A 25,061-nucleotide genomic window follows, 5' to 3' on the forward strand; every position below is an offset into this window, starting at 1 on the left:
ACGGCCTTCCCGCCGAGGACCCGGCGCCGCCACGAAATCGGTGCCCGCTTCGGGAGCCGTATGGTCGTAGGCATGCGTCTGAGCACTGTGATTCTTCCGATCCACCGCTGGAACGAGGGCCAGAAGATCTGGCAGCGCGCCGAGGACATGGGGTTCCACGCCGCCTACACCTACGACCACCTGTCCTGGCGGACGTTCCGCGACGGACCCTGGTTCGGCGCGGTGCCGACCCTCACCGCCGCGGCCGCCGCGACCCAGCGGATGCGCCTGGGCACCCTCGTCACCTCCCCCAACTTCCGGCACCCCGTCACGCTGGCCAAGGACCTCATCACGCTGGACGACGTCTCCGGCGGACGGATCACCCTCGGCATCGGCGCAGGCGGCAACGGCTTCGACGCCACGACGCTGCGCCGGAGCGACGAGGAGCCGTGGACGCCGCGCGAACGGGCCGACCACTTCGATGAGTTCGTACCGCTGCTCGACCAGCTGCTGTGCGAGCCCTCGGTGACGTACGAGGGCCGGTTCTACGCGGCGAACGAGGCCCGGAACATCCCCGGCTGTGTGCAGCGGCCCCGGCTGCCGTTCGCGGTGGCCGCCACCGGGCCGCGCGGGATGAAGCTGGCCGCGCGGTACGGCCAGGCCTGGGTCACCACGGGCGACCCCAAGCTGTACGAGACGGGGACCCCGGAACAGTCCGTGGAGGCCATCCGCGGGCAGATCACCAAGTTGGGCGCGGCCTGCGAGTCCATCGGCCGGGACGCCGACGGGATGGACAAGATCCTGCTCACCGGTTTCACCCCGGACCGACCGCTGCGGTCCGTCGACGCCTTCGTGGATTTCGCGGGCACCCACTTCGCTCTCGGCTTCACGGAGATCGTCGTTCACTGGCCGATCCAGGACTCCGACTTCGCGGCGGACGAGAAGGTCTTCGAGCGCATCGCCACCGAGGGCCTGGCCCAGCTCGCCCCCTGACGGACCCGAGGCGTCCGCCGGCCTGTCCGGCCCGGACCTCCTCCTGACGGACCCGGCACGACCGCCCACCGGCCCGTCGCCGCGGCCGATCGGACCACAACAGCCGATCGGCCCGGCACGACCGATCCAAAACCATCGGCATATGCATGTGGCATGCCCGCCGGTCAGGGGTGTGCATCCTCATATGTGCGCCCCTCCGCACGCCCGTGCGCCTTCGTACGCGAGAATGGGCGCGTGATCTCAGCTACCGACTCGCCTTCGCCTGCCGCCCCCCGGCTGATCGCCACCGACCTGGACGGCACCCTTCTGCGTGACGACAAGACCGTCTCGGCCCGTACGGTCGCCGCGCTCGCCGCCGCCGAGGAGGCCGGTATCGAGGTCTTCTTCGTCACCGGACGCCCGGCCCGCTGGATGGACGTCGTCAGCGACCACGTCCACGGCCACGGCCTGGCGATCTGCGCGAACGGCGCCGCGGTCGCCGATCTGCACGCGGATGGCAAGCTGGTCAAGGTCCGACCGCTGCGGCGCGACATCGCCCTGGACGTCGTGCACACCCTGCGCGCCGCCGCCCCCGGCACCTCCTTTGCCGTCGAACTGACCACGGGCATCCACTACGAACCGGGCTATCCGCCCTTCCACCTGGACCCGGGCGCCACCGTCGCGGTCGCCGAGAAGCTGCTTCACGAGGAGACGCCCGGCAGCGGCGCCCCCGTGCTGAAGCTCCTCGCCCACCACGCCGAGCTGTCCCCGGACGACTTTCTCTCCCTGGCCCGTGCGGCGGCCGGCGACCGGGCCTCCTTCACCCGGTCCAGTCCCACGGCCCTGCTGGAAGTCAGCGGCCCGGGAGTCTCCAAGGCCAGCACCCTGGCGCTCTGCTGCGCCGAGCGCGGCATCTCGCCCGCCGAGGTCGTCGCCTTCGGCGACATGCCCAACGACGTGGAGATGCTCAGCTGGGCGGGCACCTCGTACGCGATGGGCAACGCCCACCCGGCCGCACTCGCCGCCGCCTCGGGTCGGACCGCCACCAACGGCGACGACGGCGTCGCGGTCGTCATCGAACGGATCCTCGCCGAACACCGGAACCGGACCCCGGATGCCTGATGCCTGACGCGGCAGGCTGAGAGGCCTGCCGACGCCTGATGCCCGACACGGCAGGCTTGAGTCCTGTGCCTGACCCCGGCACGGCAGGCCGGCCCGCGCCCGGCACTGCCCACCCCCTTCACCCCGCACCACGTCCTCGGCCGCCTCGGCCGGGTGATGCCGTGCGGCAGCCGACCCGGTGAAGCCGGACCTCCGAGCTCCCCGGCGCCGGCTCAGATCGGCGCCTCCCACACCACCGTCGTGCCGCCCCCGTCCTCCCCGATGCCGGGCCCGAACCAGCTCGCACCACCCAACGACTCCGCCCGCCGTGCCAGGTTCCGCAGCCCACTGCGCCGGCCGCTCTCCGGGATGCCCACCCCGTCGTCGGCGACCGACAGCCGCACCGCGTCCCTCCCGTCGGGCAGCGTGGCGGTCGCGTCGACGACCACGTCGATCGACGAGGCCTCGGCGTGCCGGAAGGCATTGGACAGTGCCTCCCGCAGCGCGGCGATCAGGTTCTTCCCGGTCAGTTCGCCCACCAGCGAGTCGACCGGGCCGAGGAAGCGGTGCGAGGGCTTGAAACCCAGCGGGACCGCCGCCATGTTGATCTCGCGCAGCACACGGGTGCGCAGCCCGGAGGGTGCCTCCGCGGGTTCCTGCTGCAGCGCGAAGATCGCGGTACGGATCTCCTGGATGGTCACGTCCAGTTCGTCGACCGCCCGGCCGACGCCGGTCTGCACCTCGGGCACGTCCGACCTGCGCTGGGCGCTCTCCAACATCATTCCGGTGGCGAACAGCCGCTGGATGACCAGGTCGTGCAGGTCGCGGGCGATCCGGTCACGGTCCTCGTAGACCGCGAGCCGTTCCCGGTCCCGCTGGGCGTCGGCCATCATCAGCGCGAGTGCGGCCTGCGAGGCGAACTGGGTGGCGAGGGTCCGTTCCGTCTCCGTGAACGGCCTCTCGCCCCGGGCACGAGGGGTGGCCAGCGCGCCCAGCACCCGTCCGCCGCTGTGCAGCGGCAGCAGCATGCTGGGGCCGAAGTGGTGGGCCAGCTCGGTGACCATGCGGGAGTCGGTGGCCGAGTCGTCCACAAAGACCGCCTCACCGCCCAGCAGCTTCGCCACCACCGGGCTCTCCGGCCCGATGATCACCCCCAGCGGGGCGGATGCGTTGTTGTCCGCGGAGACCGCAACGATCTCCAGCCCGCCTCCCTCCGCCGGCAGCAACACGATCCCGGCGGCGGACGCGGCGAGATGACGGGCCTGTTCGGCGACGACGGAGAGCGCGTCATCGGCGTCACCGCCGGAGAGCAGGGCGGTGGTCACGGCCACCGAACCGTCGATCCAGCGCTCGCGCTGGCGCGCCGCCTCGTACAGCCGGGCGTTGCCGATGGCGATCCCGGCCTCCGTGGCGAGCACCCGCACCATGTGCAGGTCGTAGTCGTTGAACTCGTCCCCGTCGTCTTTCTCGGCCAGATAGAGATTTCCGAAGATCTCTCCCTGTACACGGATCGGGACGCCGAGAAAGGTCCGCATCGGGGGGTGGCCGGGCGGGAATCCGGCGAACCTCGGATCGGCCGTGAGATCGGCGAGCCTCACCGGAACCGGATCGTGGATCAGCGCTCCGAGCAGCCCCCGGTGCCCGTCGGGCCGACGCCCGATCTCGTGCGCCACCTCGGCCGGCACTCCGTAGGTGACGAAATCGGAGAGCCCCGCACCCTCCTCGTCGACGACGCCGATGGCGGCGTAGCGGCAATGGGCGAGTTCGGCGGCCGTCTCGCAGATCCGGTCGAGGGTGGAGTGCAGTTCGAGGCCCGTGCCGACGGAGCGCATGGCCTCCAACAGCTGCGGTACCCGAGCGGTGAGTTCGGTGGACAGGCCCTGCAGGCTGCGGGTCGCCCGCGTCGCGGCTTCGAGTGAGTCCTTCGGGTCCTGCTCTGGCATACCCCGAGACTAGTTAGTCCCTATTGGTGAGGAAAGTTGGCTATTGTGCCGTCCGGCTCACGCCGATACGCCCACAGCTGCTTCGGCCCCTCGTCCGGTCTCCCGCTCACGCTCCAGCATCCGGCGCAACGGCCCTTCCCCGGCTGCGAGGTCGGCGTACGGGCCCCGCTGCACGATCCGGCCGGCATCCAGCACCACCACCTCGTCGACGGCTTCGAGTCCTTGCAGGCGGTGGGTGATCAGCACCGTCGTACGCCCCTGGGTGGCGGCCAGCAGGTCCGCCGTCAGGGCGTCCGCCGTCGCCAGGTCGAGATGCTCCGCGGGCTCGTCCAGAACCAGCACGGGGAAGTCGGCGAGGATCGCCCGTGCCAGTGCGAGGCGCTGTCGCTGGCCGCCGGAGAGGCGTGCCCCATGTTCACCGACGAGGGTGTCAAGCCCATCCGGCAGCGCCTCGGCCCAGTCGAGCAGCCGCGCCCGGTCGAGAGCGGCCCGCAGTTCCTCGTCCGTCGCATCGGTACGGGCCAGCCGCAGGTTCTCCCGGATGGAACTGTCGAAGATATGCGCGTCCTGGGCGCACAGCCCGACGAACCGCCGGACCGTGTCCCCCTCCAGCGCGGCGGCCTCGACCCCACCGATCCGATACGTGCCCGCCCGCGCGTCCAGGAATCGGAGAAGGACCTGCGCGAGGGTCGTCTTCCCGGAGCCGGACGGCCCGACGACAGCGATCCGTCGGCCGGCGGTCAGCCTCAGGTCGACGGAGTCCAGGGCGTCCCGCTCCGCGCCCGCGTACCGAGCCGACAGCCCCCGCACCTCCAGCGGGAACGGCGATCCGGGTGCTGCTGCCGGGCTGTCGGGTTCGTTCACCGGCAGCGGGGTGTCCAGCACCTCGTACACCCGCTCCGCACTGCGCTTGACCCGCTGCCGGTACTGGACGGCGAGGGGCAGACCGGTCACGGCCTCGAAGGCGGCCAGCGGCGTGAGCACCACCACCGCGAGCTCCACGCCGGCGAGCCGCCCGTCGTGCACGGCCGGGACGGCGACGAGCGCGGTGACGACGACGGTGAGGCCGCCGATCAGGGCGATGAGCCCACCACCGAGCGCGGTGGAGGTCGCCGCGCGCCCGGCGATGCGGGTCAGGACCCCGTCGGCCTCCCGGGTCCGCGCCTCACGGTCGGACAGAGTCCCCGCAACGGTCAGTTCGGCGGTCCCGCCGAGCAGATCGGTGATCCGGACGGCCAGGTCGGCGCGTGCGGGGGCCAGTCGGCGTTCCGCCCGGCGGGAGCAGGCCCCGCTGACCAACGGCACTCCCACTCCGGCCAGCAGCAGTCCGGCGGCCAGCACCACGCCTGCCGCGGGCAGCAGCCAGCCGATGAATCCGGCGGTCGCCGCTCCCACCACGACGGCGGTCCCGGCGGGCAGCAGCCAGCGCAGCCAGTAGTCCTGGAGGGCGTCGACATCGGCGACGAGCCGGGAGAGCAGGTCACCGCGCCGGGTCCGGCGCAGACCGGCCGGAGCGACGCGCTCCAGGCCCCGGTAGACCGCGACGCGCAGCTCGGCGAGCATCGTGAGCACCGCGTCATGCGACACCAGACGCTCGGCGTAGCGGAAGACCGCCCGTCCGAGGCCGAAGGCCCGAGTCGCGGTCACGGCGACCATCAGATAGAGCACCGGGGGCTGTTCCGAAGCCCGGGAGATCAGCCAGCCGGAGACGGCCATGAGACCGACGGCCGAACCCAGGGCGAGGCTTCCCAGCAGCAGCGCGAGTGCCAGCCGTCCGCGCTGCGCCCCGGCGGCCTCCCTGACCCGGGCGAGGACCCGCCCGGAGCGGGCCGCGGTGTCCCGCAGCGCCTCCGGGCCCGAAGCCGCGTCGCTTCCGTCGGCGGCCGCGCCCGTCGGCCGTGGCATCACGGTGGATGGCTCGGGCTTCTCCTGGCGAAGTGTCACGCCCGGTTCCAGTGTCACCACCCGATCGGCCACCGAGAGCAGCGCCGGGCGGTGCACGACCAGCAGCACGGTCCGCCCCGCCGCCAGTCTGCCTACCGCCTCGACGATTCCCGCTTCCGTCTCGCCGTCCAGGCTCGCGGTCGGCTCGTCGAGCAGCAGGAGCGGCCGGTCGGCGAGGAAGGCCCGCGCGAGCGCGAGCCGCTGGCGCTGACCGGCGGAGAGACCCGCACCGTCCTCACCAAGGAGTGTCCGGGCACCGTCCGGCAGTTCCGCGACGAAGTCGTACGCCCCCGCGTCCCGCAGCGCCGCGGTCACCGAGTCGTCGTCCGCGTCCGGCCGCGCCAGCCGTACGTTCTCCGCGATCGTGCCCGCGAAGAGATAGGGACGCTGCGGCACCCAGGCGATCCGCTCCCGCCAGCGCTCGGGGGCCAGCGTCGCCAGATCGACGCCACCGACCCGCACCCGCCCCTCGTCGGGCGCCGTGAATCCCAGGACGACGTCGAGCAGGGTGGACTTGCCGACGCCGCTCGGGCCGACCAGAGCGACGGTCTCCCCCTCGTCCACCACCAATGAGGCTCCGTCCAGCGAAGGTTCGGTACGGCCCTCGTGCCGTACGGTCACCCCCTCCAGCTCCAGCCGCAGCGACTTCGGGACGCCCGCGGTACCGCCGGGCCGGGGTTCGGTCTCCAGGACCGAGAAGATCTCCTCCGCGGCCGAGAGCCCCTCGGCGGCCGCGTGGTACTGCGCTCCGACCTGGCGGATCGGCAGATAGGCCTCGGGCGCCAGGATCAGCACCACCAGGCCGGTGTAGAGGTCGAGTCCACCGTGCACGAGCCGCATGCCGATGGTGACGGCGACGAGGGCCACCGACAGGGTCGCCAGCAGCTCCAGGGCGAAGGACGACAGGAACGCGATCCGCAGGGTCCGCAGGGTGGCCCGACGGTACTGCGAGGTGATGGTGCGGATGGACTCGGCCTGTGCCTTGGCACGGCCGAAGACCTTCAGCGTGGGCAGTCCTGCGACCACGTCGAGGAAGTGTCCGGAGAGCCGGGACAGCAGCCGCCACTGGCGGTCCATCCGCGACTGGGTGGCCCAGCCGATCAGGATCATGAAGAGCGGGATGAGTGGCAGCGTGACCACGATGATCGCCGCCGAGACCCAGTCCTCGGTGACGATCCTGGCCAGGACCGCCACCGGCACGACCACCGCGAGACCGAGCTGGGGCAGATAGCGCGCGAAGTAGTCGTCGAGCGCGTCGACCCCCCTGGTGGCGAGCGCCACCAGGGAGCCCGTGCGCTGCCCGCTCAGCCAGCCGGGACCGAGCGCGGCCGCCCGCTCCAGCAGCCGGCCGCGGAGTTCGGACTTGACCGCCGCGCCGGCCCGGTACGCGGCCAGTTCGGTCAGCCAGGAGACCAGTCCCCGGCCGAGCGCCACCGCGGCGAGCAGGATCAGCGGGGTCCGCAGCCCCGATACGGTCAGTCCATGCTCGAACCCGCCCACCACCACTTCGGCGATGAGCATGGCCTGGGCGATGACCAGCGCCGCCCCGACAACTCCGAGTGCCACCAGGGCTGCCAGAAAGAGGCGGGTGGCTCGGGCGTGATGGAGCAGGCGCGGGTCGATCGGTTTCACGTGAAACAGCTCCCAGTGGGCTCGGTCGGCGGACCAGGTGTGCTCAGTGCGCTTCGGCGATGTGCTGCGTACCGATGCGCTTGCGGAACACCCAGTACGTCCAGCCCTGGTAGAGCAGGACGACCGGGGTGGCGATCCCCGCACACCAGGTCATGATCTTCAGCGTGTACGGGGTGGACGAGGCGTTGGTGACCGTGAGGTTCCAGGCATCGTTCAGCGAGGACGGCATGACGTTCGGGAAGAGCGTCAGGAAGAGCATGGCCACCGCGGCCGCGACGGTCACGCCGGAGAACGCGAACGCCCAGCCCTCGCGCCCCGCCGCGATCGCACCGATCGCGGCGACCAGCGCCACCACGGCGATGACCATCGCCAGCAGGCTCCAGCCGTCGCCGTTGTCGCGCTGGGTCCAGACCATGAAGCCGAGGGCGAGCACCGCGGTGACGGGTCCCAGCTTCAGCGCCAGCTTGCGCGAGCGCTCCCGGATGTCCCCGACGGTCTTGAGTCCCGCGAACACGGCGCCGTGGAAGGTGAAGAGGGTCAGCGTGACCAGTCCGCCGAGGATGGCGTACGGGTTGAGCAGGTCCCAGAAGTTGCCCACGTACTCCATGTCGGCGTTGATCTTCACGCCGCGCACGATGTTCCCGAAGGCCACGCCCCAGAGCAGCGCGGGGATCAGCGAGGTCCAGAAGATCGCGTGTTCCCAGTTGGTCTGCCACTTGTCCTCGGGCCGCTTCGACCGGTACTCGAAGGCGACGCCCCGCACGATAAGGCAGATCAGGATGATCAGCAGCGGCAGGTAGAAACCGGAGAACAGGGTGGCGTACCAGTCGGGGAAGGCGGCGAAGGTCGCGCCGCCCGCGCTGAGCAGCCACACCTCGTTGCCGTCCCAGACGGGGCCGATCGTATTGATCAGAACCCGCCGCTCCTTGCGGTCGCGGGCCAGCAGCTTGGTGAGGACACCGATTCCGAAGTCGAATCCCTCCAGGAAGAAGTAGCCGGTCCAGAGGACGGCGATGAGTACGAACCAGACATCGTGGAGTTCCATCTCTCAGCTCCTCTGCTCTCAGTAGGAGAAGGCCATCGGCCGGTCGGCGTCGTCATGGTCGTCGCCGCCGATCTTGGTGGGCGGGTTGAGGTCGGCCTCCGTGAGTTCCGGCGGTCCGGCCTTGATGTACTTCACGAGCAGCTTGACCTCGATCACCGCGAGCACGGCGTAGAGCAGGGTGAAGCCGATCAGCGAGGTGAGCACCTCGCCCTGCGAGACGCCGGGGGAGACCGCGTCACGGGTCTGGAACACGCCGTAGACGACCCAGGGCTGACGGCCCGTCTCGGTGAAGATCCAACCCCAGGAGTTGGCGATCAGCGGGAAGAGCAGCGTCCAGAGCGCGACGATCCAGTAGCACTTGGTGAGCTTGGGGCTGAGTGCCTTGTTCTTGAAGAGGACCAGATGGGGCACCTCGTCCTCGCCGGTCCGCATCCCCGGCGGCAGCATGAACTTCTTCCGCGTCAGCCACAGTCCGAGGAGGCCGAGGGCGAAGGACGCCATGCCGAAGCCGATCATCCAGCGGAAGCTCCAGAACGCGACCGGGATGTTGGGCCGGTAGTCGCCGGGACCGAACTTCTCCTGCTGGGCCTTGTTGACGTCGTTGATGCCGGGGACGTGCGCGGTGAAGTTGTCGTCCGCGAGGAAGGACAGTATCCCCGGGATGGATATCTCCACGGTGTTGTGGCCCTTGGCCACATCGCCGACCGCGAAGATCGAGAAGGGGGCCGCGTCCTGCCCCTCCCAGAGCGCCTCGGCGGCGGCCATCTTCATCGGCTGCTGCTTGAACATGACCTTGCCCAGCTGGTCACCACTGATGGCGGTGAGGAGCCCGGCGATCACCACGGTGACCAGGCCGAGCCGCAGCGAGGTCCGCATCACCGGGATGTGCTTCTTGCGCGCCAGGTGGAAGGCGGCGATACCGACCATGAACGCGCCTCCGACCAGGAAGGCGGCGGTGATGGTGTGGAAGAACTGGGCGAGCGCGGTGTTCTGGGTGAGCACGTGCCAGAAGTCGGTCAGCTCGGCCCGGCCGCGCTCCTTGTTGATCCGGTAGCCCACCGGGTGCTGCATCCAGGAGTTGGCCGCCAGGATGAAGTACGCGGACAGGATGGTCCCGATGGAGACCATCCAGATGCAGGCGAGATGGATCTTCTTCGGCAGCTTGTCCCAGCCGAAGATCCACAGCCCGATGAAGGTGGACTCGAAGAAGAAGGCGATCAGTGCCTCGAACGCGAGCGGGGCACCGAAGATGTCACCGACGAACCGCGAGTAGTCGGACCAGTTCATGCCGAACTGGAACTCCTGGACGATGCCGGTGACGACGCCCATGGCGATGTTGATCAGGAAAAGCTTGCCCCAGAACTTCGTGGCCCTGAGGTACTTCTCCTTGTTCGTACGCACCCAGGCGGTCTGCAGGCCGGCGGTGAGCGCGGCGAGAGAGATCGTCAGGGGGACGAACAGGAAGTGGTAGACGGTGGTGATACCGAACTGCCATCGCGCCAGGGTTTCCGGCGCCAGAGCTAGCTCCACGTCGTCTTCTCCTTACGTCACCGTAGTCGCACCGGCAGTTTGCCCTTTAAATCCGACTAATCATGGGGTGAAATGGGACACGCTTGTGAACGCGTTCACATTCACAAGCAATTATGGCGCACAGACTTTCGGGACGTTCGGGCGGGGTACCCCTCATGGGATGTTCCGATCAATCCGCCTGAAGCAGACACCCCGGAGCGCCGCGGTCCGGACCGCGCCCGGGGCCTTGAACGCGAAGGCCCCGCACCTCGTACGAACGAGGTGCGGGGCCGGGGTCTCACATTGCGCGGGTGGCCGCGCGCCGCTCTACAGATCCTTGCGGTACGACTCCGTCACCTTCAGGAACAGGTCGTTCGCCTCGTCCTCCCCGATCGAGACCCGCACCCCCTCGCCCGCGAACGGCCTGACCACCACGCCGGCGCGCTCACACACCGCGGCGAAGTCGGCGGTACGGTCCCCGAGCCGCAGCCAGACGAAGTTCGCCTGGGACTCCGGCACCGTCCAGCCCTGCTCCGCAAGCGTCCTCTGCACCCGGTCGCGCTCGCACACCAGGGAGCCGACCCGTCCCAGCAGTTCATCCTCGGCACGCAGCGAGGCGACCGCCGCGTCCTGCGCGAGCTGGCTGACCCCGAAGGGCACCGCCGTCTTGCGCAGTGCCGCCGCCACCGGCTCGTGGGCCACGGCGAAGCCGACCCGCAGACCTGCCAGGCCGTAGGCCTTGGAGAACGTCCGCAGCACCGCCACATTGGGCCGGTCCCGGTAGATCTCGATGCCGTCCGGCACCTCGACGTCGCGGATGAACTCCTTGTACGCCTCGTCGAGCACCACCAGGACATCGCCCGGCACCCGGTCCAGGAACCGCTCCAGGTCGGCCCGGCGCACCACCGTGCCGGTCGGGTTGTTCGGATTGCAGACGAAGATCATCCGGGTGCGGTCGGTGATCGCGTCCGCCATCGCGTCGAGGTCGTGCACCTCACCGTCGGTCAGCGGAACCTTCACCGAGGTCGCACCACTGACCTGCGTGATGATCGGGTACGCCTCGAAGGAGCGCCAGGCATAGATGACCTCGTCGCCCGGACCCGAGGTGGCCTGGAGCAGTTGCTGCGCCACACCGACCGAGCCGGTTCCGGTGGCGAGATGGGAGACGGGCACACCGAAACGGTCGGCCAGCTCGTTCATCAGACCGGTGCAGGCCATGTCCGGGTAGCGATTGAAGTTCGCAGCCGCGGCGAGGGCGGACTCCATCACACCGGGCAGCGGCGGATACGGGTTCTCATTGGAGGACAGCTTGAACGCAACCGGTCCGTCGGCAGCAGCCGGCTTGCCCGGCACATAGGCGGGGACGCCGTCCAGCTCGGCGCGCAGCTTGGGGCTCGTCTCGCTCACCGCAGGTCCTCCTCGACCGTCTGTACACATCAATACTGCTCACCTTATGAGGATTGGGCGCTGCTGCGAATGGTCGGAGCGTCCCATCGTCCGGTACGACCGGAAATCAGGGGGGAGCGCTTCTCTCCTTGACGTGCGCCGGTGGCTCACGCCGTGGCGCGCGTCCCTCGAAGAGGTGAGATGAGAGCTCTTCGAGACAGCGGTCGTTTAGCAGGCCTGACGGGTTCAACGCATGACACATGACGGCGAATCCTGCCAATACTCCTGCTTTGCAAGGCATTTGACGTTCGATGATCATGCAAAAACGTGCCTGTAAGTGAGTGAATATGCGGCCGGGCCAACCACCCGTCCGAGCCCTACTATCGGCTCGCCATGACAGCAGCAGGGAAGCACCAGGTGAGCCGGACGGAGACACCCCGGCGCGGCGGTCGGCAGGGACGAGCGGGAATCCGGGATGTGGCCGCCGCCGCCGGCGTCTCCATCACGACCGTCTCCGACGCACTCAACGGCAAGGGCAGGCTCCCGGACGCCACCCGCCGCCATGTCCGTGAGGTCGCTGAGCGCCTGGGCTACCGCCCTTCCGCCGCGGCCCGAACCCTCCGTACCGGCAAGTCCGGCCTCATCGGCCTGACCGTGACGACATACGGGGACGAACCCTTCACCTTCACCGAGTTCGCCTACTTCGCCGAGATGGCCAGAGCGGCCACCTCCGCCGCGCTCGCCCGCGGCTACGCCCTCGTCATCCTGCCCGCCACCTCACGCCACGACGTCTGGTCGAACGTCGCTCTCGACGGCACCGTCGTGATCGATCCCTCCGACCAGGACCCGGTCGTCACGGAGCTCGTACGCCAGGGTCTGCCCGTCGTCTCGGACGGCCGTCCCGCCGGAACGCTCCCGGTCACCGCATGGGTCGACAACGACCACGGGGCCGCCGTGCTCGACCTCCTCGACCATCTCGCCGCTGCCGGGGCCCGCCGCATCGGCCTGCTCACCGGCACCACCACCGACACATACACCCGACTCTCCACCACCGCCTACCTCCACTGGTGCGAGCGTGTGGGGCAGGACCCGGTGTACGAGTCCTATCCCGCCCACGACCCGCGCGCGGGTGCGGTCGCCGCCGACCGGCTGCTCGCCCGCCCGGACCGGCCCGATGCCGTCTACGGGCTCTTCGACCCCAACGGCACCGATCTTCTGGCGGCCGCCCGCAGATACGGCCTGCGCGTCCCCGAGGACCTGCTGCTGGTCTGCTGCAGCGAGTCCACCGTGTACGCGACGACCGAGCCCCCCATCACCACGCTCTCGCTCAAGCCGCGCAGAATCGGCACAGCGGTCGTCCAGCTCCTGATCGACGCCATCGAAGGCGTCGATCACGACGGAACGGTGGAGCAGGTGATACCGACGGAGCTCATCGTCCGGACGTCCTCGCAACGCCGTCCGCCCCGCACCACGGTCAGCGCGCCCCGCTCTCCCGCAGGGGACTGATCAGGCGTTTTCGGACCAAACGGCCGGTGAACCTGACGTGCGCCCGGATTCACCACCCCTGGTGCGTCACAGAGCACGATCCGCATTCCTATGATGGGCGCACGACACCGCGGACCGCCCCGACCAGCAGGGCCCGTCAGGTGTACGGCGGTGCGACGGTGGTGGAGGGGTCGATGACACAGGGGGCCGGTCAGGAACCCGTGGTGCGGACTGCGACGTTGCGCGACTTCCGCGTACCGCCCTATGCGCAGACCCCGGTGCCGCCTGCATCGCCGCACCCGGGCCATGCCGTCCCGGAACACGAACTGCCGGAGGGGTACACCCCCACCGAGCGCGACCTCCCCGTGATCAACCGCGGTGACACCGTCCAGGTGCGGGCCGTCCCCGACCCCCGGCCCGTCCCGGAGCTGGGGCTCGGACCGCTGTACGTCGTCGGCGATGTCCACGGCTATCTGGACGAACTCCACGCCGCCCTCGCCGAACAGGGCCTCATCGACACCGAGGGCAACTGGTCCGCGGGCAATGCCCGGCTGTGGTTCCTCGGTGACTTCACCGACCGCGGGCCCGACGGCATCGGCGTCATCGACCTGGTGATGCGTCTCTCCGCCGAGGCCGCGGCCGCCGGGGGCTACTGCAAGGCCCTGATGGGAAATCACGAACTGCTGCTCATCGGCGCCAAGCGGTTCGGCGACACCCCGGTGAACTCGGGCGCGGGCACCGCCACCTTCCAGGCCGCCTGGCTGCTCAACGGCGGCCAGAAGAACGACATGGAGCGGCTTCAGGACGTGCACCTCCAGTGGATGTCCCGGCTCGACGCGATCGTCGAGGAGGACGGGCATCTGCTGATGCACTCCGACACGACGGCGTACCTCGACTACGGCACCACCATCGAGGACGTCAACGACACCGTGCACGCCATTCTCACGCGTAACGACGCCGACGAGTGCTGGGAGCTCTTCCGGAAGCTCACCAAGCGGTTCGCCTTCCGCGACGAGGGGGGGCCGCAGGCCGTCCGGGAGCTGATGTCGGCCTACGGCGGACAGCGCATCGTCCATGGTCACAGCCCCATTCCGTACCTTCTCGGCGAGGTCGGCTCAGAGGACGGAGAGAATAGTTCCGGCCCCGTGGTCGAAGGGGCGCACGTCTACGCGGACGGCCTCGCCATCGCCATGGACGGCGGAGTGACCATGGCCGGAAAGCTACTGGTCGTCCAACTGCCCCTGCATGACTGACGTTCTTCCGGGGAGACGCTTCCACGACCTGACCACGCCGATCACTGGGCCTATTTCCGGAAACCCCCTGTCACCCCGTGCCGTGGGCGCTCTACCATCGGCGTATCAGTAGCAGGCTCTCCTCCGTTTCCGCCCAACTGCCCGGTCCGAGCGGGTACTCAGGCCCAACGGAGCATCGGGGGATGCACATGAACAGCGCTCCGCACCTGCTGACCGAGGACCGCCCCGAGTACGAGCGGATCCTCGACGACGCACTGCGCCACGCACATGAACGACCGGATCTGGCCGCCGTCGGCGAGCGGCTCAATGCCGTCCAGTTGCGCACCATGGCGCTGGACGCCACGGCGCTGATCACCGCCACGGCCGCCACCGAGTACGAGCACTATGTGAAGGCCCGTCAAGAGCTGCGTGGGCCGGTTGAAGGGGCGGGCGAGGACTCGGGCGCCGGCCCCGGCACGGGCCGTCAGAATCAGTCGGGCGCCGGCGTAGGAGCTGTCGTCACGGTCCTGGCGCCCGTGCTCGCCGGCACCGCCGCTTTCATATTCCTGCTGGCCGGCTATCTGCTGAAACTGCTCAGCCCGCCGCTGTCCTTCGCCTCGACCATGGTCACCGCGGGCTGGTTCTTCGCAGCGGTGATGGCCGCCGCGATCCTCGCCGCCGCCGTCGGACTGCTCATCACCGCGCTGCGCAACGGGTCGACGTCGCAGCCCTCCGAGGAGGCCGAGGACGAGCTGCCGGAGGATGTGGCGCGCGCCCGGGAGGCATGGCGCCACGCGCTGCTGGAGCGCGGCATCCTGCCGTTCCTCAGGGACGCGCTCGCCGACCCCGACGCCGGCCGCGCGTCGCGCACACCGCACCGCTCGGCAAACCGCATCCCGAAGGTCGGCTACAGCCGGCCGGACTTCACGAGCCCGGACGAGGGCCCGGCGGCAGGGCCACGCCCGACGTTCACCAGCCCGGACTTCGCCAGCCCCGACTTCGGCGGGCCCGAGCACGAACCGGACTGACCAGATCCGGTCGCATCGACACCCAGGGCTTCCAGTAACGCCCCTACCCGCGCGTGCTCCTGAGAATTCCGTCGGCTTCCGCACGAGCCCCGTAAGCCGGCTCTCCGACGCCACCGCGCCCCCGGTCCCGCTGCGCGCCCGGAGAACAGCGGACGGGTGGCGAAAGTCCGCGAAAGGGCCTTCGCCACCCTTGGCACCGTGCGACGGACTCAGTCCGCGATCGGCAGATAGACGCGGTTGCCTGCCGCCGCGAACTCCTTGGACTTCTCCGCCATGCCCGCGTCGATCTCCGCCTGCGAACCACCGTGTTCACGACGGATGTCCTGAGAGATCTTCATCGAACAGAACTTCGGGCCGCACATCGAGCAGAAGTGCGCCGTCTTCGCAGGCTCGGCCGGCAGCGTCTCGTCGTGGAACTCCCGTGCCGTGACGGGGTCGAGGGCCAGATTGAACTGGTCCTCCCAGCGGAATTCGAAGCGGGCGTCGGAGAGCGCGTCGTCCCAGTCCTGCGCCCCCGGATGCCCCTTGGCGAGGTCCGCCGCGTGAGCCGCGATCTTGTACGTGATGACGCCGGTTTTCACATCGTCCCGGTTGGGCAGGCCCAGGTGCTCCTTGGGCGTGACGTAACAGAGCATCGCCGTGCCCCACCAGGCGATCATCGCCGCGCCGATGCCCGAGGTGATGTGGTCGTACGCCGGAGCGACATCGGTGGTCAGCGGGCCGAGCGTGTAGAACGGCGCCTCCTCGCAGATCTCCTGCTGAAGGTCGATGTTCTCCTTGATCTTGTGCATCGGGACATGCCCCGGACCCTCGATCATGGTCTGTACGCCGAACCGCTTGGCGATCGTGTTCAGCTCGCCGAGCGTGCGCAGTTCGGCGAACTGGGCCTCGTCGTTGGCATCGGCGATCGATCCGGGGCGCAACCCGTCGCCCAGCGAGTACGTCACGTCGTACGTGGCGAGGATCTCGCAGAGCTCCTCGAAGTGCTCGTACAGGAACGACTCCTTGTGGTGCGCGAGGCACCACGCGGCCATGATCGAGCCGCCGCGGGAGACGATGCCGGTCTTTCGGCGGGCGGTCAGCGGTACGTACGGCAGGCGCACGCCGGCGTGGACCGTCATGTAGTCGACGCCCTGCTCGGCCTGCTCGATGACGGTGTCCTTGTAGATCTCCCAGGTCAGCTCCTCGGCCTTGCCGTCGACCTTTTCGAGGGCCTGGTAGAGGGGAACGGTGCCGATCGGCACGGGTGAGTTGCGCAGAACCCACTCACGGGTGGTGTGAATGTTGCGTCCGGTGGAAAGGTCCATGACCGTATCGGCGCCCCACCGCGTCGCCCATGTCATCTTCTCCACCTCCTCCTCGATGGAGGACGTCACCGCGGAGTTGCCGATGTTGGCATTGACCTTCACCAGGAACCGCTTGCCGATGATCATCGGTTCGATCTCGGGATGGTTGACGTTGGCCGGCAGCACGGCCCGGCCCGCGGCGATCTCCTCGCGCACCACCTCGGGTCCGACGTTCTCCCGGATCGCCACGTACTCCATCTCCGGAGTGATCTCGCCCCGGCGGGCGTACGCGAGCTGGGTGACCGGCTGCCCGTCCCGGCTGCGGCGGGGCAGCCGCGGCCGGCCGGGGAAGACCGCGTCGAGGTTGCGCAGCCCTTCCCCAAGCTCTCGGCTTCGCTCGAGCAGGGGAGACCCCATTCGCGGCGAGGTGTGCTTGAGCCCGTCGTCCTCGGGGCGGGCCGGGCGGCCCGGGTACTCCTCGGTGTCGCCGCGCGCGATGATCCAGTTCTCCCGCAGGGGCGCGAGGCCGCGACGGACATCGGTCGCGGTGGTGGGATCGGTGTACGGCCCCGACGTGTCGTACAGCGTCACGTCCTTGCCGTTGGTGAGGTGCACCTGACGGACCGGCACCCGGAGGTCCGGGCGTGAGCCCTGGACGTACCCCTTGTGCCAGCCGATGGACTTCCCGGCCTCGTCGCTCTGGTTCGAGGCAGGCGTGCGTGCGTCCGATGTGGTCATGAGACCTACTCCCTACGCCGGCATTACCCGGTAACAGGTTCGGCGGTCGGCGCAGCCCGTCCCGTACGGATGTACGGATATCAGCGCCCTCTCAGCCCGGTGCTCCGAGCTCCCGCGTGTGCAAAGGTCCCCCCACGCTAGCGCCCTGTCCGGCGAAATGAACAGAGGCCCTTCACTTCTTGCGATGATCGGCCGGTGACGTCCCCCCATCACGACCCCGCCCCGCAGGGCCATCAGCACGGCCATTCACACGGCCACGGCCCCGCCGCGCCCGTCTCCAAGCACCTGCGCAAGGTCATCGCCGCCGTACTGATCCCGTTCGCCGCCGCGGTCGTCGTCGGCCTGGTGGTGCTCTGGCCGGGGAGTGCGCCCCCGCACGAGCGGACCGGTGTCGGTTTCGACCAGCAGACCCAGCAGGCCAAGGTGGTGAAGATCGACAAGGTGGACTGCAAGGACGTGAACGCCGCTCAGATGCCCACCAGTGGCGACACGACGCCGCCGGGGAGCGAGACGGGGCTGTGCGAGAAAGCCACCGTGGAAGTGACGACCGGTCACGACCGGGGCCGGACCTTCGTCGAGATCGTCCAGCCCGACGCGCCGCGTCAGTTGCGCCGGGGACAGGGCGTGGTCGTGGCGTACGCCCCCGACGCTCCCCATGATTTGCAGTACTCGGTGACGGATGTGAACCGGAAGTTCCCGATGACGCTGCTGGCCGGGATCTTCGCCCTGGTGGTGGTCGCGGTGGGCAGGATGCGCGGCGTGATGGCACTGGTCGCGCTCGCCGTGTCGTTCGCCGTGCTGACGCTGTTCATCCTCCCGGCCATCCTCCAGGGCTCGAATCCACTGCTCGTCGCGGTGGTCGGGGCCAGTGCGATCATGCTGATCGCGCTCTACATGTGCCACGGCCTGACCGCCCGCACCTCGGTCGCCGTCATCGGCACCCTGATCTCCCTGCTCCTGATCGGACTGCTCGGATCGCTCTTCATCGGCTGGGCGAGCCTGACCGGCAACACCGATGACAGCACCGGCCTCATCCACGGCCTGTACCCGCACATCGACATGAGCGGTCTGCTGCTGGCCGGTGTCATCATCGGCTCGCTCGGGGTGCTCGACGATGTGACGGTCACACAGACATCCGCGGTCTGGGAACTGCACCAGGCGAACCCGACGATGGGTGCGCGGGGTCTCTACCGGGCAGGGATCAGGATCGGGCGCGACCACATCGCCTCGGTCGTCAATACGCTGGTGCTGGCCTACGCGGGCGCCGCGCTGCCGCTGCTGCTGTTGTTCTCGATCGCCCGAAGCAGCGTGGGGACGGTGGCCAACAGCGAACTGGTGGCGGAGGAGATCGTACGAACGCTGGTCGGCTCGATCGGACTGGTCGCCTCGGTGCCGGTGACGACCGTGCTCGCCGCGCTGGTCGTCTCCGCGGACCGCACGGGGCTCGGCACGGAAGCCGGAGCTCCCGCACCCGTACGGACCGGGAAGAGCCGCCGTCGCAGGGCGAAGTCTTGATCGCCCCCACACGGAGAGCGATTCACCCATTCGGCGGGTGTCGCGTTCGACCGGCGGGCCGGCCTGCGGCGCCGCGCTCTTCAGCCGGCGTTCTGTTCCTCCGCGAGGATCCGGCCCAGGGCCTCTTCCAGATTGCCCTCGAAGTCACCCAGCGTGCACTCCTGCCCGAGCGGCACGAGTTTGTCCGTGCGGTCGAGAAAGGCCACAAGCGGCGCCGTACCGGCCCTGAAGAGGGCGCGATCCGTGCCCACCTGGAGACGGATATGTACATCGGACAACCCCTCGGGCTCCGTGGGCCCGATGTGCACATCGCCATCGCCACTGGGGCTGTTGAGGCCGTCGAGCAGCAGCTCACGGCCAAATGCCCAGGTGACGGGGGCGTCGCCGGGGAGATGGAAGGTCATCCGGATCGCATACGGATCGCACACTTCGTACCGGAGCTCCACCGGGATCCGGAAAGAGAGCTCCTCGGAGACGAGGAAGCTCATCATGACCTCAGCTTGAACCGACTCGCGCATCGTCCAACCCCGCAGTAGATGAATCTGGCCAGGAATGATCCCCCGTGGCCCTATTGACGCCATCGTGGTGCACGCGATAGCAGATCACAAGGAGTGATTTTTCAGATACTGATAGAGAACACGAACGAACGCAAGAGGTTGGCCACTTCGCCACGTAGTTGTTCGACTGCAGGGAGCAACCGCTCTTCCTGCTCAAGGGGTACGGAAATCGCCATCGCCGCGGCAGTGAAACCGGCAGTGATCGGGATGGCTGCGCAGACCGTCCCCAGGGCGTACTCCTGTCGTTCGATGACAGGCTCCATTCGCTCCAACGACCGCAATCGCTCAAGAAGCGCCGCGCGGTCCCGCACCGAGTAGCAGGTCAGCGGACGCACCGGGTGCCGGTCCAGATGATCCTCGCGGGCCTTCTCGTCGAGCCGGCTCAGCAGACACTGGCCGATCGCATGGGCGTGGCCGGTCTCCCGGAAGGATGCCCACTCGTCCACCGCGGGTGTGGCGGGGTCGTCGGCGACCGCGACGAGTTCGATCTCGCCCTCACGGTAGACGGCGCAGTACACCGGTGCGCCGATGGTGTCGCGCCAGCGGCTCAGCGACTCCGTCATCCTGCTGCGACGATTCCGCAGCGTTCCCTCGCCGACCAGGCGCTCCGCGGCGGTGCCGAAGAGGAAGACGCCGTTCTCCCGGCGCAGATAGCCCTCATGGGTCAGGGTGCGCAGCAGGTGGTAGGCGGTGGGAAGGGGAAGACCCGCTTCCCTGGCCAGCTGCTTCGCGGGCGCCCCGTCACGATGGGCGCCCACAGCTTCCAGCAGCCTCAGCGCTCGCTGTACCGAGCCGATCAGCGTCGGAACAGCAGTGCTCGATGCCGTGGTCAACGGTCACCCCCAGGCATGGTGACGGGCAGTCAGCCCGCCTGTGGGGGCCGCCCCCACGGACCGCCGCATGTCTGGGGTCCGGAGGCCGAACGCCGTACAAACCACTGGTCAGGGTGGTGACAGACAGTTAATTCCCAGGTGGCGGCAGCGGATTGCCACCATATCGGCCGCATCCGCCATGAGGGTCGTTTCGTCTTGTACTTAGCTCAGCTGGGCTAATCCCGCGCCCGGTTTCCGATCTTCCTACCAGTCGCTGCGCGAGGAGGAGGACGACATGAACTTGCGTACGACGAAGACGAGTCCTCCGACCAGGATCACGAAGACCAGAACCTTGAAGAGCAGACCGATCACGAACCCGACCACGCTGGCGATCAGACCGCCGAACACGACGATCGCGATGACCGGCACCGCGATCCACTTCACCCACCAGGGCATCCCCGCGAATATCTCCCGCACCGCCATCGTCCTTACCTCGTCTCTGTGAGTTCCTGCTTTCGATGCTAGAGGCGCGGAGGGGGCCGGCGGGGGTTCCGCAGCCCTTGAAGTCCCCTGATCGACCCCCTAGGGATCCCCGAGACCGGAGCCCGGTCCTCCATAGGAGCGGGCTCAGCTCTCCGGCGGGGAGAAGACCACCATGACCCGCAGGTCCTCGGTGATGTGGTGGAACTTGTGGGCCACGCCGGCGGGCACGTACACCACACTTCCTCTGCCCACCTGTGTGGTTTCCATGCCGACCGTGATCGAGGCGCGGCCGCTGACGACGAAGTAGACCTCGTCCTCCTTGTGCGGCTGCTGCGGGTCCAGTTCACCGGCGTCCAGCGCGTACAGGCCGACGGACATGTTCCGTTCCTTCACGAACTGCAGGTACGCGCCGTCGTTGGCGGCCCGCTCAGCTTCCAGCTCGTCCAGTCTGAATGCCTTCATGGCCCGTCCGCCCCTTGCCTCTGTTCTGCCGGTGCCCGCCACCGATCGTGTCTGCCACGATCAGACACATGAAGAATTTCGTAGTCAAGACGATCGCCAACGCAGGCGCCCTGGCCGTGGCCATCTGGCTGCTCCAGGACATCACGCTGAGCGGCGGCGGCACCGGGCGCAAGGCGCTCACGCTGATCCTGGTCGCCCTGCTCTTCGGCGTGGTGAACTTCGTGGTCAAGCCGATAGTGAAACTGCTCACTTTCCCGCTCTTCACCCTCACGCTGGGCCTGATCACTCTGGTGGTCAACGCGCTCATGCTGCTGCTGACCTCCTGGCTGGCCGGTCTGTTCAACCTCAGCTTCCATGTCCACGGCTTCTGGACCGCCGTACTCGGCGGCCTGATCATCTCGATCGTGTCGTGGGCGCTGAACGTGGTCCTGCCCGACGAGGACTGACCCGACACCTGCTGAGACAGTGCAGGTCAAACCGGTGACACACCGGGAGAGAAGCGAGGAGCGGTATGAGCACCATGGGTGACGGGACCCGGGTGGTACGGGCCGGGCTGCCCGAACCGGAGCAGTTCGAGCCCACCCTGCCCGGACCGGTCTTCGCCGCGCACTTCCACCTCTCCGGTGAACCGACCGGCCCCTACACCTACGGCCGGGACACCAATCCGACCTGGACCCATCTGGAACGCGCCATCGGCGAACTGGAGGCGCCGGGGGAGCAGGTCGAGACCGCCGTCTTCGCCTCCGGAATGGCGGCGATCTCGGCGGTTCTGCTGTCCCAGGCGCGCACGGGCGATGTGGTCGTGCTCCCCGACGACGGATACCAGGCGCTGCCGCTGGTGCGTGAGCAGCTGGAGGCGTACGGCGTCGAGGTGCGGACCGCGCCGACCGGCGGCGATGCCCAGCTGGCGATCCTGGAGGGTGCCAGGCTGCTGTGGATCGAGACCCCGTCCAATCCAGGGCTCGATGTCTGCGATGTGCGCAGGCTCGTCGGGGCCGCACACGCGGCCGGCACCCTGGTGGCCGTCGACAACACGCTCGCCACGCCTCTCGGCCAGCGCCCGCTGGAACTGGGGGCCGACTTCTCGGTGGCCAGTGACACAAAGGGCATGACCGGGCACGGCGACATCCTGCTCGGCCATGTGACCTGCCGCGATCCCGAGCTGGCAGCGGGCGTACGGCGCTGGCGCAAGGTCGTCGGCGCGATTCCGGGGCCGATGGAGGCCTGGCTCGCACACCGCTCGCTGGCCACTCTGGAGCTGCGGCTCGACCGGCAGTGCGCCACCGCCCTGACCCTGGCCGAGGCGCTGGCCAGGCGCGAGGGGGTGACCGGGGTCCGGTATCCCGGCCTACCCACCGATCCTTCGTATCCGAACGCCGTACGGCAGATGTGGCGCTTCGGCTCCGTGGTGTCGTTCGTACTGCCCGACCGTGAGCGGGCCGAGCGCTTTCTCACCGAGCTGCGGCTCGTCGACGACGCGACGAGCTTCGGTGGCGTGCGCTCCACCGCCGAGCGGCGGGCGCGCTGGGGCGGTGACGCCGTACCGGAGGGCTTCATCCGTTTCTCGGTCGGCGCCGAGAGCCCGGACGACCTGGTGGCCGACGTCGAACGGGCACTGGACGCCGCGCTGCGCAAGAGCTGAGCCGACCAGCGGTACGGACGGTCCGAGCCTCCCCTCTCGTGGCTCGGACCGCCCCGGTTCCGGATGTGAAGAACCGCCTGAACAAGGCTAGTTGACTCTCAGTCAGAGTCCAATCACGCCAGCGACAGCGACCTATCGACATATTTATAGTTGTACGGGTCGAAGCGTCGCGGCCGTGAGAGGGGGCATGACATGGACCTGTCCCTGCTGCGCACATTCGTCACGGTGCACCGGGCCGGCTCCTTCACCCGGGCTGCCGCCCTGCTCGGCCTCTCCCAGCCTGCGGTGACCTCGCAGATCCGCACCCTGGAACGGCAGCTGGGCCGTCCTCTCTTCCTGCGCAGGGCCCGTGGTGTGACCCCGACGACCATCGGTGACGAACTCGCGCACCGGGCGGCGCCCCATCTGGACGCTCTGGTCGAGATCGCCGAGACCGAGCTCGACGAGGAGTCGGGCGTACGGACACTGCATCTGGCCGGGCCGCCCGAATTCACGTCGATGCGGGCCCTGCCCGCGCTCACCCCTCTCATCGCCCGGGGCCTGGCCCTGCGCAGTTCGTTCTTCGCAGGCGCCGAGGAGGCGCTGGAGGGGCTGGCCGCCGGACATCATGATCTGGCCCTCGCGACGGCCCGTCCGCGCGGTGGGCTGCTCACCGCGACTCCGCTCTGCGACGAAGAGCACGTCCTGATCGCCGCACCGCGCTGGGCCGGGCGCCTGGGACCGGGAACCTTGCGGCACAAAGGCCCCGTGGTGCTGGACGAGCTTCCGGTCGTGGAGGTCCACGAGAGCCTGCCGCTCGTTTCGCGCTACTGGGCCGCCGTCTTCGACTGCCGGCCCGCCGTTGCGGGAACGGTCATCGCACCGGATCTCCGGGCCGTCCTGGAGTGCGCGGTGGCGGGTGCTGGGCTCGCCGTGCTGCCGCGCTATCTGTGCGAGGGCGCGCTGGAAAGGGGCGAGGTCGTGGCACTTCTCGACCCTCCCGTACCTCCGCTGCGCACCTATTTCCTGGCCGTGCGGACCGGCACCCTCGCGCTGCCGCACATCGCGCGGGCGCACGAGTGGCTGCTGCGCGCCGCCGCCGACTGGTGAGCGCAGGACGGTCCGGCACCGCTCCGGTGTTTCAGAACCGGTTCCGTGGGCCACTCTCTTGCCATGACCGAACGTCCTGTGGTCAAGCGCACCGCACGCGCCATCCTGCTCGACGGCGACGACCTCGTCCTCATCAAGCGCACCAAGCCCGGAGTGGATCCGTACTGGCTCACGCCGGGCGGCGGGGTCGAGCCGGAGGACGCGACCGTCGTCGACGCCCTGCACCGCGAGCTGGACGAGGAGCTGGGCGCCAAGATCACCGATGTGGTCCCCTGTTTCGTCGATACCGTGGAACACATCGAGGGCGGCGGGGTGAAGGGCGTCAAAGTCCAGCACTTCTTCGTCTGCCGACTGGAGTCGATGGACCTGTCCCGGCGTCACGGGCCCGAGATCGACGATCCCTGTGGGGAGTACGACGTCGTTCGGGTGCCGTTCAGCCGGATGGGGATCGCTGCGGTCCATCTCGTACCGCTGTCGCTGCGGCACTACCTGGACGGCAATATCGAGGGCGTACGGGCGATGCACGCGCCCGACCTGGGCTGACCCGGCCGTTTTCCGGGGGCAGGGCTCGCCTCTCGCCGCTCGCGCGGGACAGCGCCTCCGCGTGCCACCGGGCGGGGGCCGACATCTCGTCCTCGGCCGCAGCATCGATCATGATCTGCGACATCGCGGTGTGGGCACGGATCCACGCCGCTTCGGTCTCCGCGTCCCAGGTGGTGCTCGCGTAACGGCTCAGCGCACCGAGGAGCGCCTCCCCCACGGCGGGGTAGTGCGTGGGCAGCGTGCCGTACTTGCGGTGTCCGCGCCCCAGGCCGCCGGGGTACTCGGCCAGCGCATGAGGGTCGTCTAGCCGGTCAGCCTCAGCCGTCCAGCCGGTCAGCCGGTCCGCCGGTCCGCCGGTCCGCCGGTCCGCCGGTCCGCCGCGGTGAGGATCGCACGGAGAAGCCGGTCGCGCTGCACATGTATCGCGACCAGGAACAGGTCACGCAGGTCGGGGTGCCGGATGAAGAGCAGGGCGTAGAAGTACGAGGTCGTTTGGTCCGCGACCGGCGAGATCTCGTTCAGAGTGCGGTGGATCAGGATCGCGTCGGGAGATCTCTTTCGTTCCGTCTGCAGTCCGCTCCATTGCCCCATGGTCGAGCCCTGAATCCACGACAGTCGTCCGCCTCCCGCGTTGGTGCGGGACCGCGTACCGACTGGCCCACCAAGAAAGCCGTCGAG

General features: G+C 69.0%; 20 protein-coding genes, 1 pseudogene and 1 riboswitch. Of the genes and pseudogenes, 10 read left to right on the top strand and 11 right to left on the bottom strand.

The genetic code is table 11. From position 1 onward, the window contains the following. The first annotated feature begins 72 nt into the window (after positions 1-72). Both ABZ826_RS19690 and ABZ826_RS19695 read left to right on the top strand, forming a co-directional pair. Positions 73-972, top strand: coding sequence for an LLM class flavin-dependent oxidoreductase (locus ABZ826_RS19690; RefSeq protein ID WP_361449474.1), 900 nt, complete (start codon positions 73-75; stop codon positions 970-972). Positions 973-1,206: 234 nt separating this feature from the next. Continuing rightward, a complete protein-coding gene (locus ABZ826_RS19695; RefSeq protein WP_361449477.1) occupies positions 1,207-2,073 on the top strand; it encodes a Cof-type HAD-IIB family hydrolase in 867 nt (288 codons plus the stop codon). A 212-nt stretch (positions 2,074-2,285) separates the two neighbouring features. On the opposite strand, the gene ABZ826_RS19700 is transcribed toward ABZ826_RS19695, so the two are convergent. The 5 genes from ABZ826_RS19700 to hisC all read right to left on the bottom strand — a co-directional run bounded on the left by ABZ826_RS19700 (position 2,286) and on the right by hisC (position 11,532). Then, positions 2,286-3,995 carry a GAF domain-containing protein gene (locus tag ABZ826_RS19700; RefSeq protein WP_361449480.1) on the bottom strand — a complete coding sequence of 570 codons (1,710 nt, stop codon included), beginning with the start codon at positions 3,993-3,995 and terminating at the stop codon, positions 2,286-2,288. A gap of 57 nt (positions 3,996-4,052) precedes the next feature. Beyond that, on the bottom strand, positions 4,053-7,571 hold the full coding sequence (gene cydD / locus ABZ826_RS19705) for a thiol reductant ABC exporter subunit CydD (RefSeq protein ID WP_361449483.1): 3,519 nt from the start codon (positions 7,569-7,571) through the stop codon (positions 4,053-4,055). Positions 7,572-7,614: 43 nt separating this feature from the next. Continuing rightward, complete coding sequence (cydB, locus tag ABZ826_RS19710) at positions 7,615-8,616, bottom strand: cytochrome d ubiquinol oxidase subunit II (RefSeq protein ID WP_361449486.1); 1,002 nt, start codon at positions 8,614-8,616, stop codon at positions 7,615-7,617. A gap of 18 nt (positions 8,617-8,634) precedes the next feature. After that, positions 8,635-10,146 (bottom strand): cytochrome ubiquinol oxidase subunit I, encoded by a 1,512-nt coding sequence (locus ABZ826_RS19715; RefSeq protein WP_361449489.1) that lies wholly within the window; start codon positions 10,144-10,146, stop codon positions 8,635-8,637. Positions 10,147-10,452: 306 nt separating this feature from the next. Next, positions 10,453-11,532, bottom strand: coding sequence for a histidinol-phosphate transaminase (gene hisC, locus ABZ826_RS19720; RefSeq protein ID WP_361449492.1), 1,080 nt, complete (start codon positions 11,530-11,532; stop codon positions 10,453-10,455). Positions 11,533-11,904: 372 nt separating this feature from the next. Between hisC and ABZ826_RS19725 the strand changes: the two genes are divergently transcribed. The 3 genes from ABZ826_RS19725 to ABZ826_RS19735 all read left to right on the top strand — a co-directional run bounded on the left by ABZ826_RS19725 (position 11,905) and on the right by ABZ826_RS19735 (position 15,256). After that, on the top strand, positions 11,905-13,017 hold the full coding sequence (locus ABZ826_RS19725) for a LacI family DNA-binding transcriptional regulator (protein ID WP_361449495.1): 1,113 nt from the start codon (positions 11,905-11,907) through the stop codon (positions 13,015-13,017). Between the two features lie 173 nt (positions 13,018-13,190). Beyond that, the gene (locus ABZ826_RS19730; protein WP_361449498.1) at positions 13,191-14,249 is read left to right on the top strand and encodes a metallophosphoesterase; all 1,059 of its coding nucleotides are present in this window, start codon (positions 13,191-13,193) and stop codon (positions 14,247-14,249) included. A gap of 182 nt (positions 14,250-14,431) precedes the next feature. Beyond that, positions 14,432-15,256, top strand: a complete 825-nt coding sequence (locus tag ABZ826_RS19735; RefSeq protein WP_361449501.1) for a hypothetical protein — start codon at positions 14,432-14,434, stop codon at positions 15,254-15,256. Positions 15,257-15,465: 209 nt separating this feature from the next. On the opposite strand, the gene thiC is transcribed toward ABZ826_RS19735, so the two are convergent. After that, the gene (gene thiC, locus ABZ826_RS19740; RefSeq protein ID WP_361449504.1) at positions 15,466-17,280 is read right to left on the bottom strand and encodes a phosphomethylpyrimidine synthase ThiC; all 1,815 of its coding nucleotides are present in this window, start codon (positions 17,278-17,280) and stop codon (positions 15,466-15,468) included. Continuing rightward, a riboswitch (TPP riboswitch) is annotated at positions 17,273-17,406 on the bottom strand. (Overlaps the previous gene by 8 nt.) A 69-nt stretch (positions 17,407-17,475) precedes the next feature. Here thiC and ABZ826_RS19745 point away from each other — a divergent pair. Beyond that, entirely contained in the window at positions 17,476-18,795 is a 1,320-nt protein-coding gene (locus ABZ826_RS19745; RefSeq protein ID WP_361449507.1) for a YibE/F family protein, read from the top strand. Between the two features lie 80 nt (positions 18,796-18,875). Here the strand turns inward: ABZ826_RS19745 and ABZ826_RS19750 are convergent, their stop codons facing one another. The 4 genes from ABZ826_RS19750 to ABZ826_RS19765 form a co-directional block, all read right to left on the bottom strand. Continuing rightward, positions 18,876-19,313: an SsgA family sporulation/cell division regulator gene (locus tag ABZ826_RS19750; RefSeq protein ID WP_093895105.1), complete on the bottom strand. Its 438-nt coding sequence runs from the start codon at positions 19,311-19,313 to the stop codon at positions 18,876-18,878. A gap of 101 nt (positions 19,314-19,414) precedes the next feature. After that, complete coding sequence (locus ABZ826_RS19755; RefSeq protein WP_361449510.1) at positions 19,415-20,185, bottom strand: helix-turn-helix domain-containing protein; 771 nt, start codon at positions 20,183-20,185, stop codon at positions 19,415-19,417. A 243-nt stretch (positions 20,186-20,428) separates the two neighbouring features. Then, a complete protein-coding gene (locus tag ABZ826_RS19760) occupies positions 20,429-20,641 on the bottom strand; it encodes a DUF5326 family protein (protein ID WP_093895169.1) in 213 nt (70 codons plus the stop codon). A gap of 150 nt (positions 20,642-20,791) precedes the next feature. Continuing rightward, a complete protein-coding gene (locus ABZ826_RS19765; protein WP_361449513.1) occupies positions 20,792-21,109 on the bottom strand; it encodes a cupin domain-containing protein in 318 nt (105 codons plus the stop codon). Between the two features lie 68 nt (positions 21,110-21,177). On the opposite strand from ABZ826_RS19765, the gene ABZ826_RS19770 reads away from it, so the two are divergent. The 4 genes from ABZ826_RS19770 to ABZ826_RS19785 all read left to right on the top strand — a co-directional run bounded on the left by ABZ826_RS19770 (position 21,178) and on the right by ABZ826_RS19785 (position 24,383). Further along, a complete protein-coding gene (locus ABZ826_RS19770; protein ID WP_361449516.1) occupies positions 21,178-21,555 on the top strand; it encodes a phage holin family protein in 378 nt (125 codons plus the stop codon). Between the two features lie 65 nt (positions 21,556-21,620). Next, the gene (locus ABZ826_RS19775; protein ID WP_361449519.1) at positions 21,621-22,751 is read left to right on the top strand and encodes a cystathionine gamma-lyase; all 1,131 of its coding nucleotides are present in this window, start codon (positions 21,621-21,623) and stop codon (positions 22,749-22,751) included. 192 nt (positions 22,752-22,943) lie between these two features. Beyond that, entirely contained in the window at positions 22,944-23,840 is an 897-nt protein-coding gene (locus tag ABZ826_RS19780; protein ID WP_361449522.1) for a LysR family transcriptional regulator, read from the top strand. A 63-nt stretch (positions 23,841-23,903) separates the two neighbouring features. After that, positions 23,904-24,383, top strand: coding sequence for an NUDIX hydrolase (locus ABZ826_RS19785; protein ID WP_351076314.1), 480 nt, complete (start codon positions 23,904-23,906; stop codon positions 24,381-24,383). A gap of 46 nt (positions 24,384-24,429) precedes the next feature. Here ABZ826_RS19785 and ABZ826_RS19790 read toward each other — a convergent pair. Next, positions 24,430-24,974: pseudogene (locus ABZ826_RS19790) on the bottom strand (globin domain-containing protein); the annotation flags it as partial. Between the last annotated feature and the right edge of the window lie 87 nt (positions 24,975-25,061).

Source organism: Streptomyces sp. NPDC047515 (assembly GCF_040643055.1).
GTDB lineage: Bacteria > Actinomycetota > Actinomycetes > Streptomycetales > Streptomycetaceae > Streptomyces.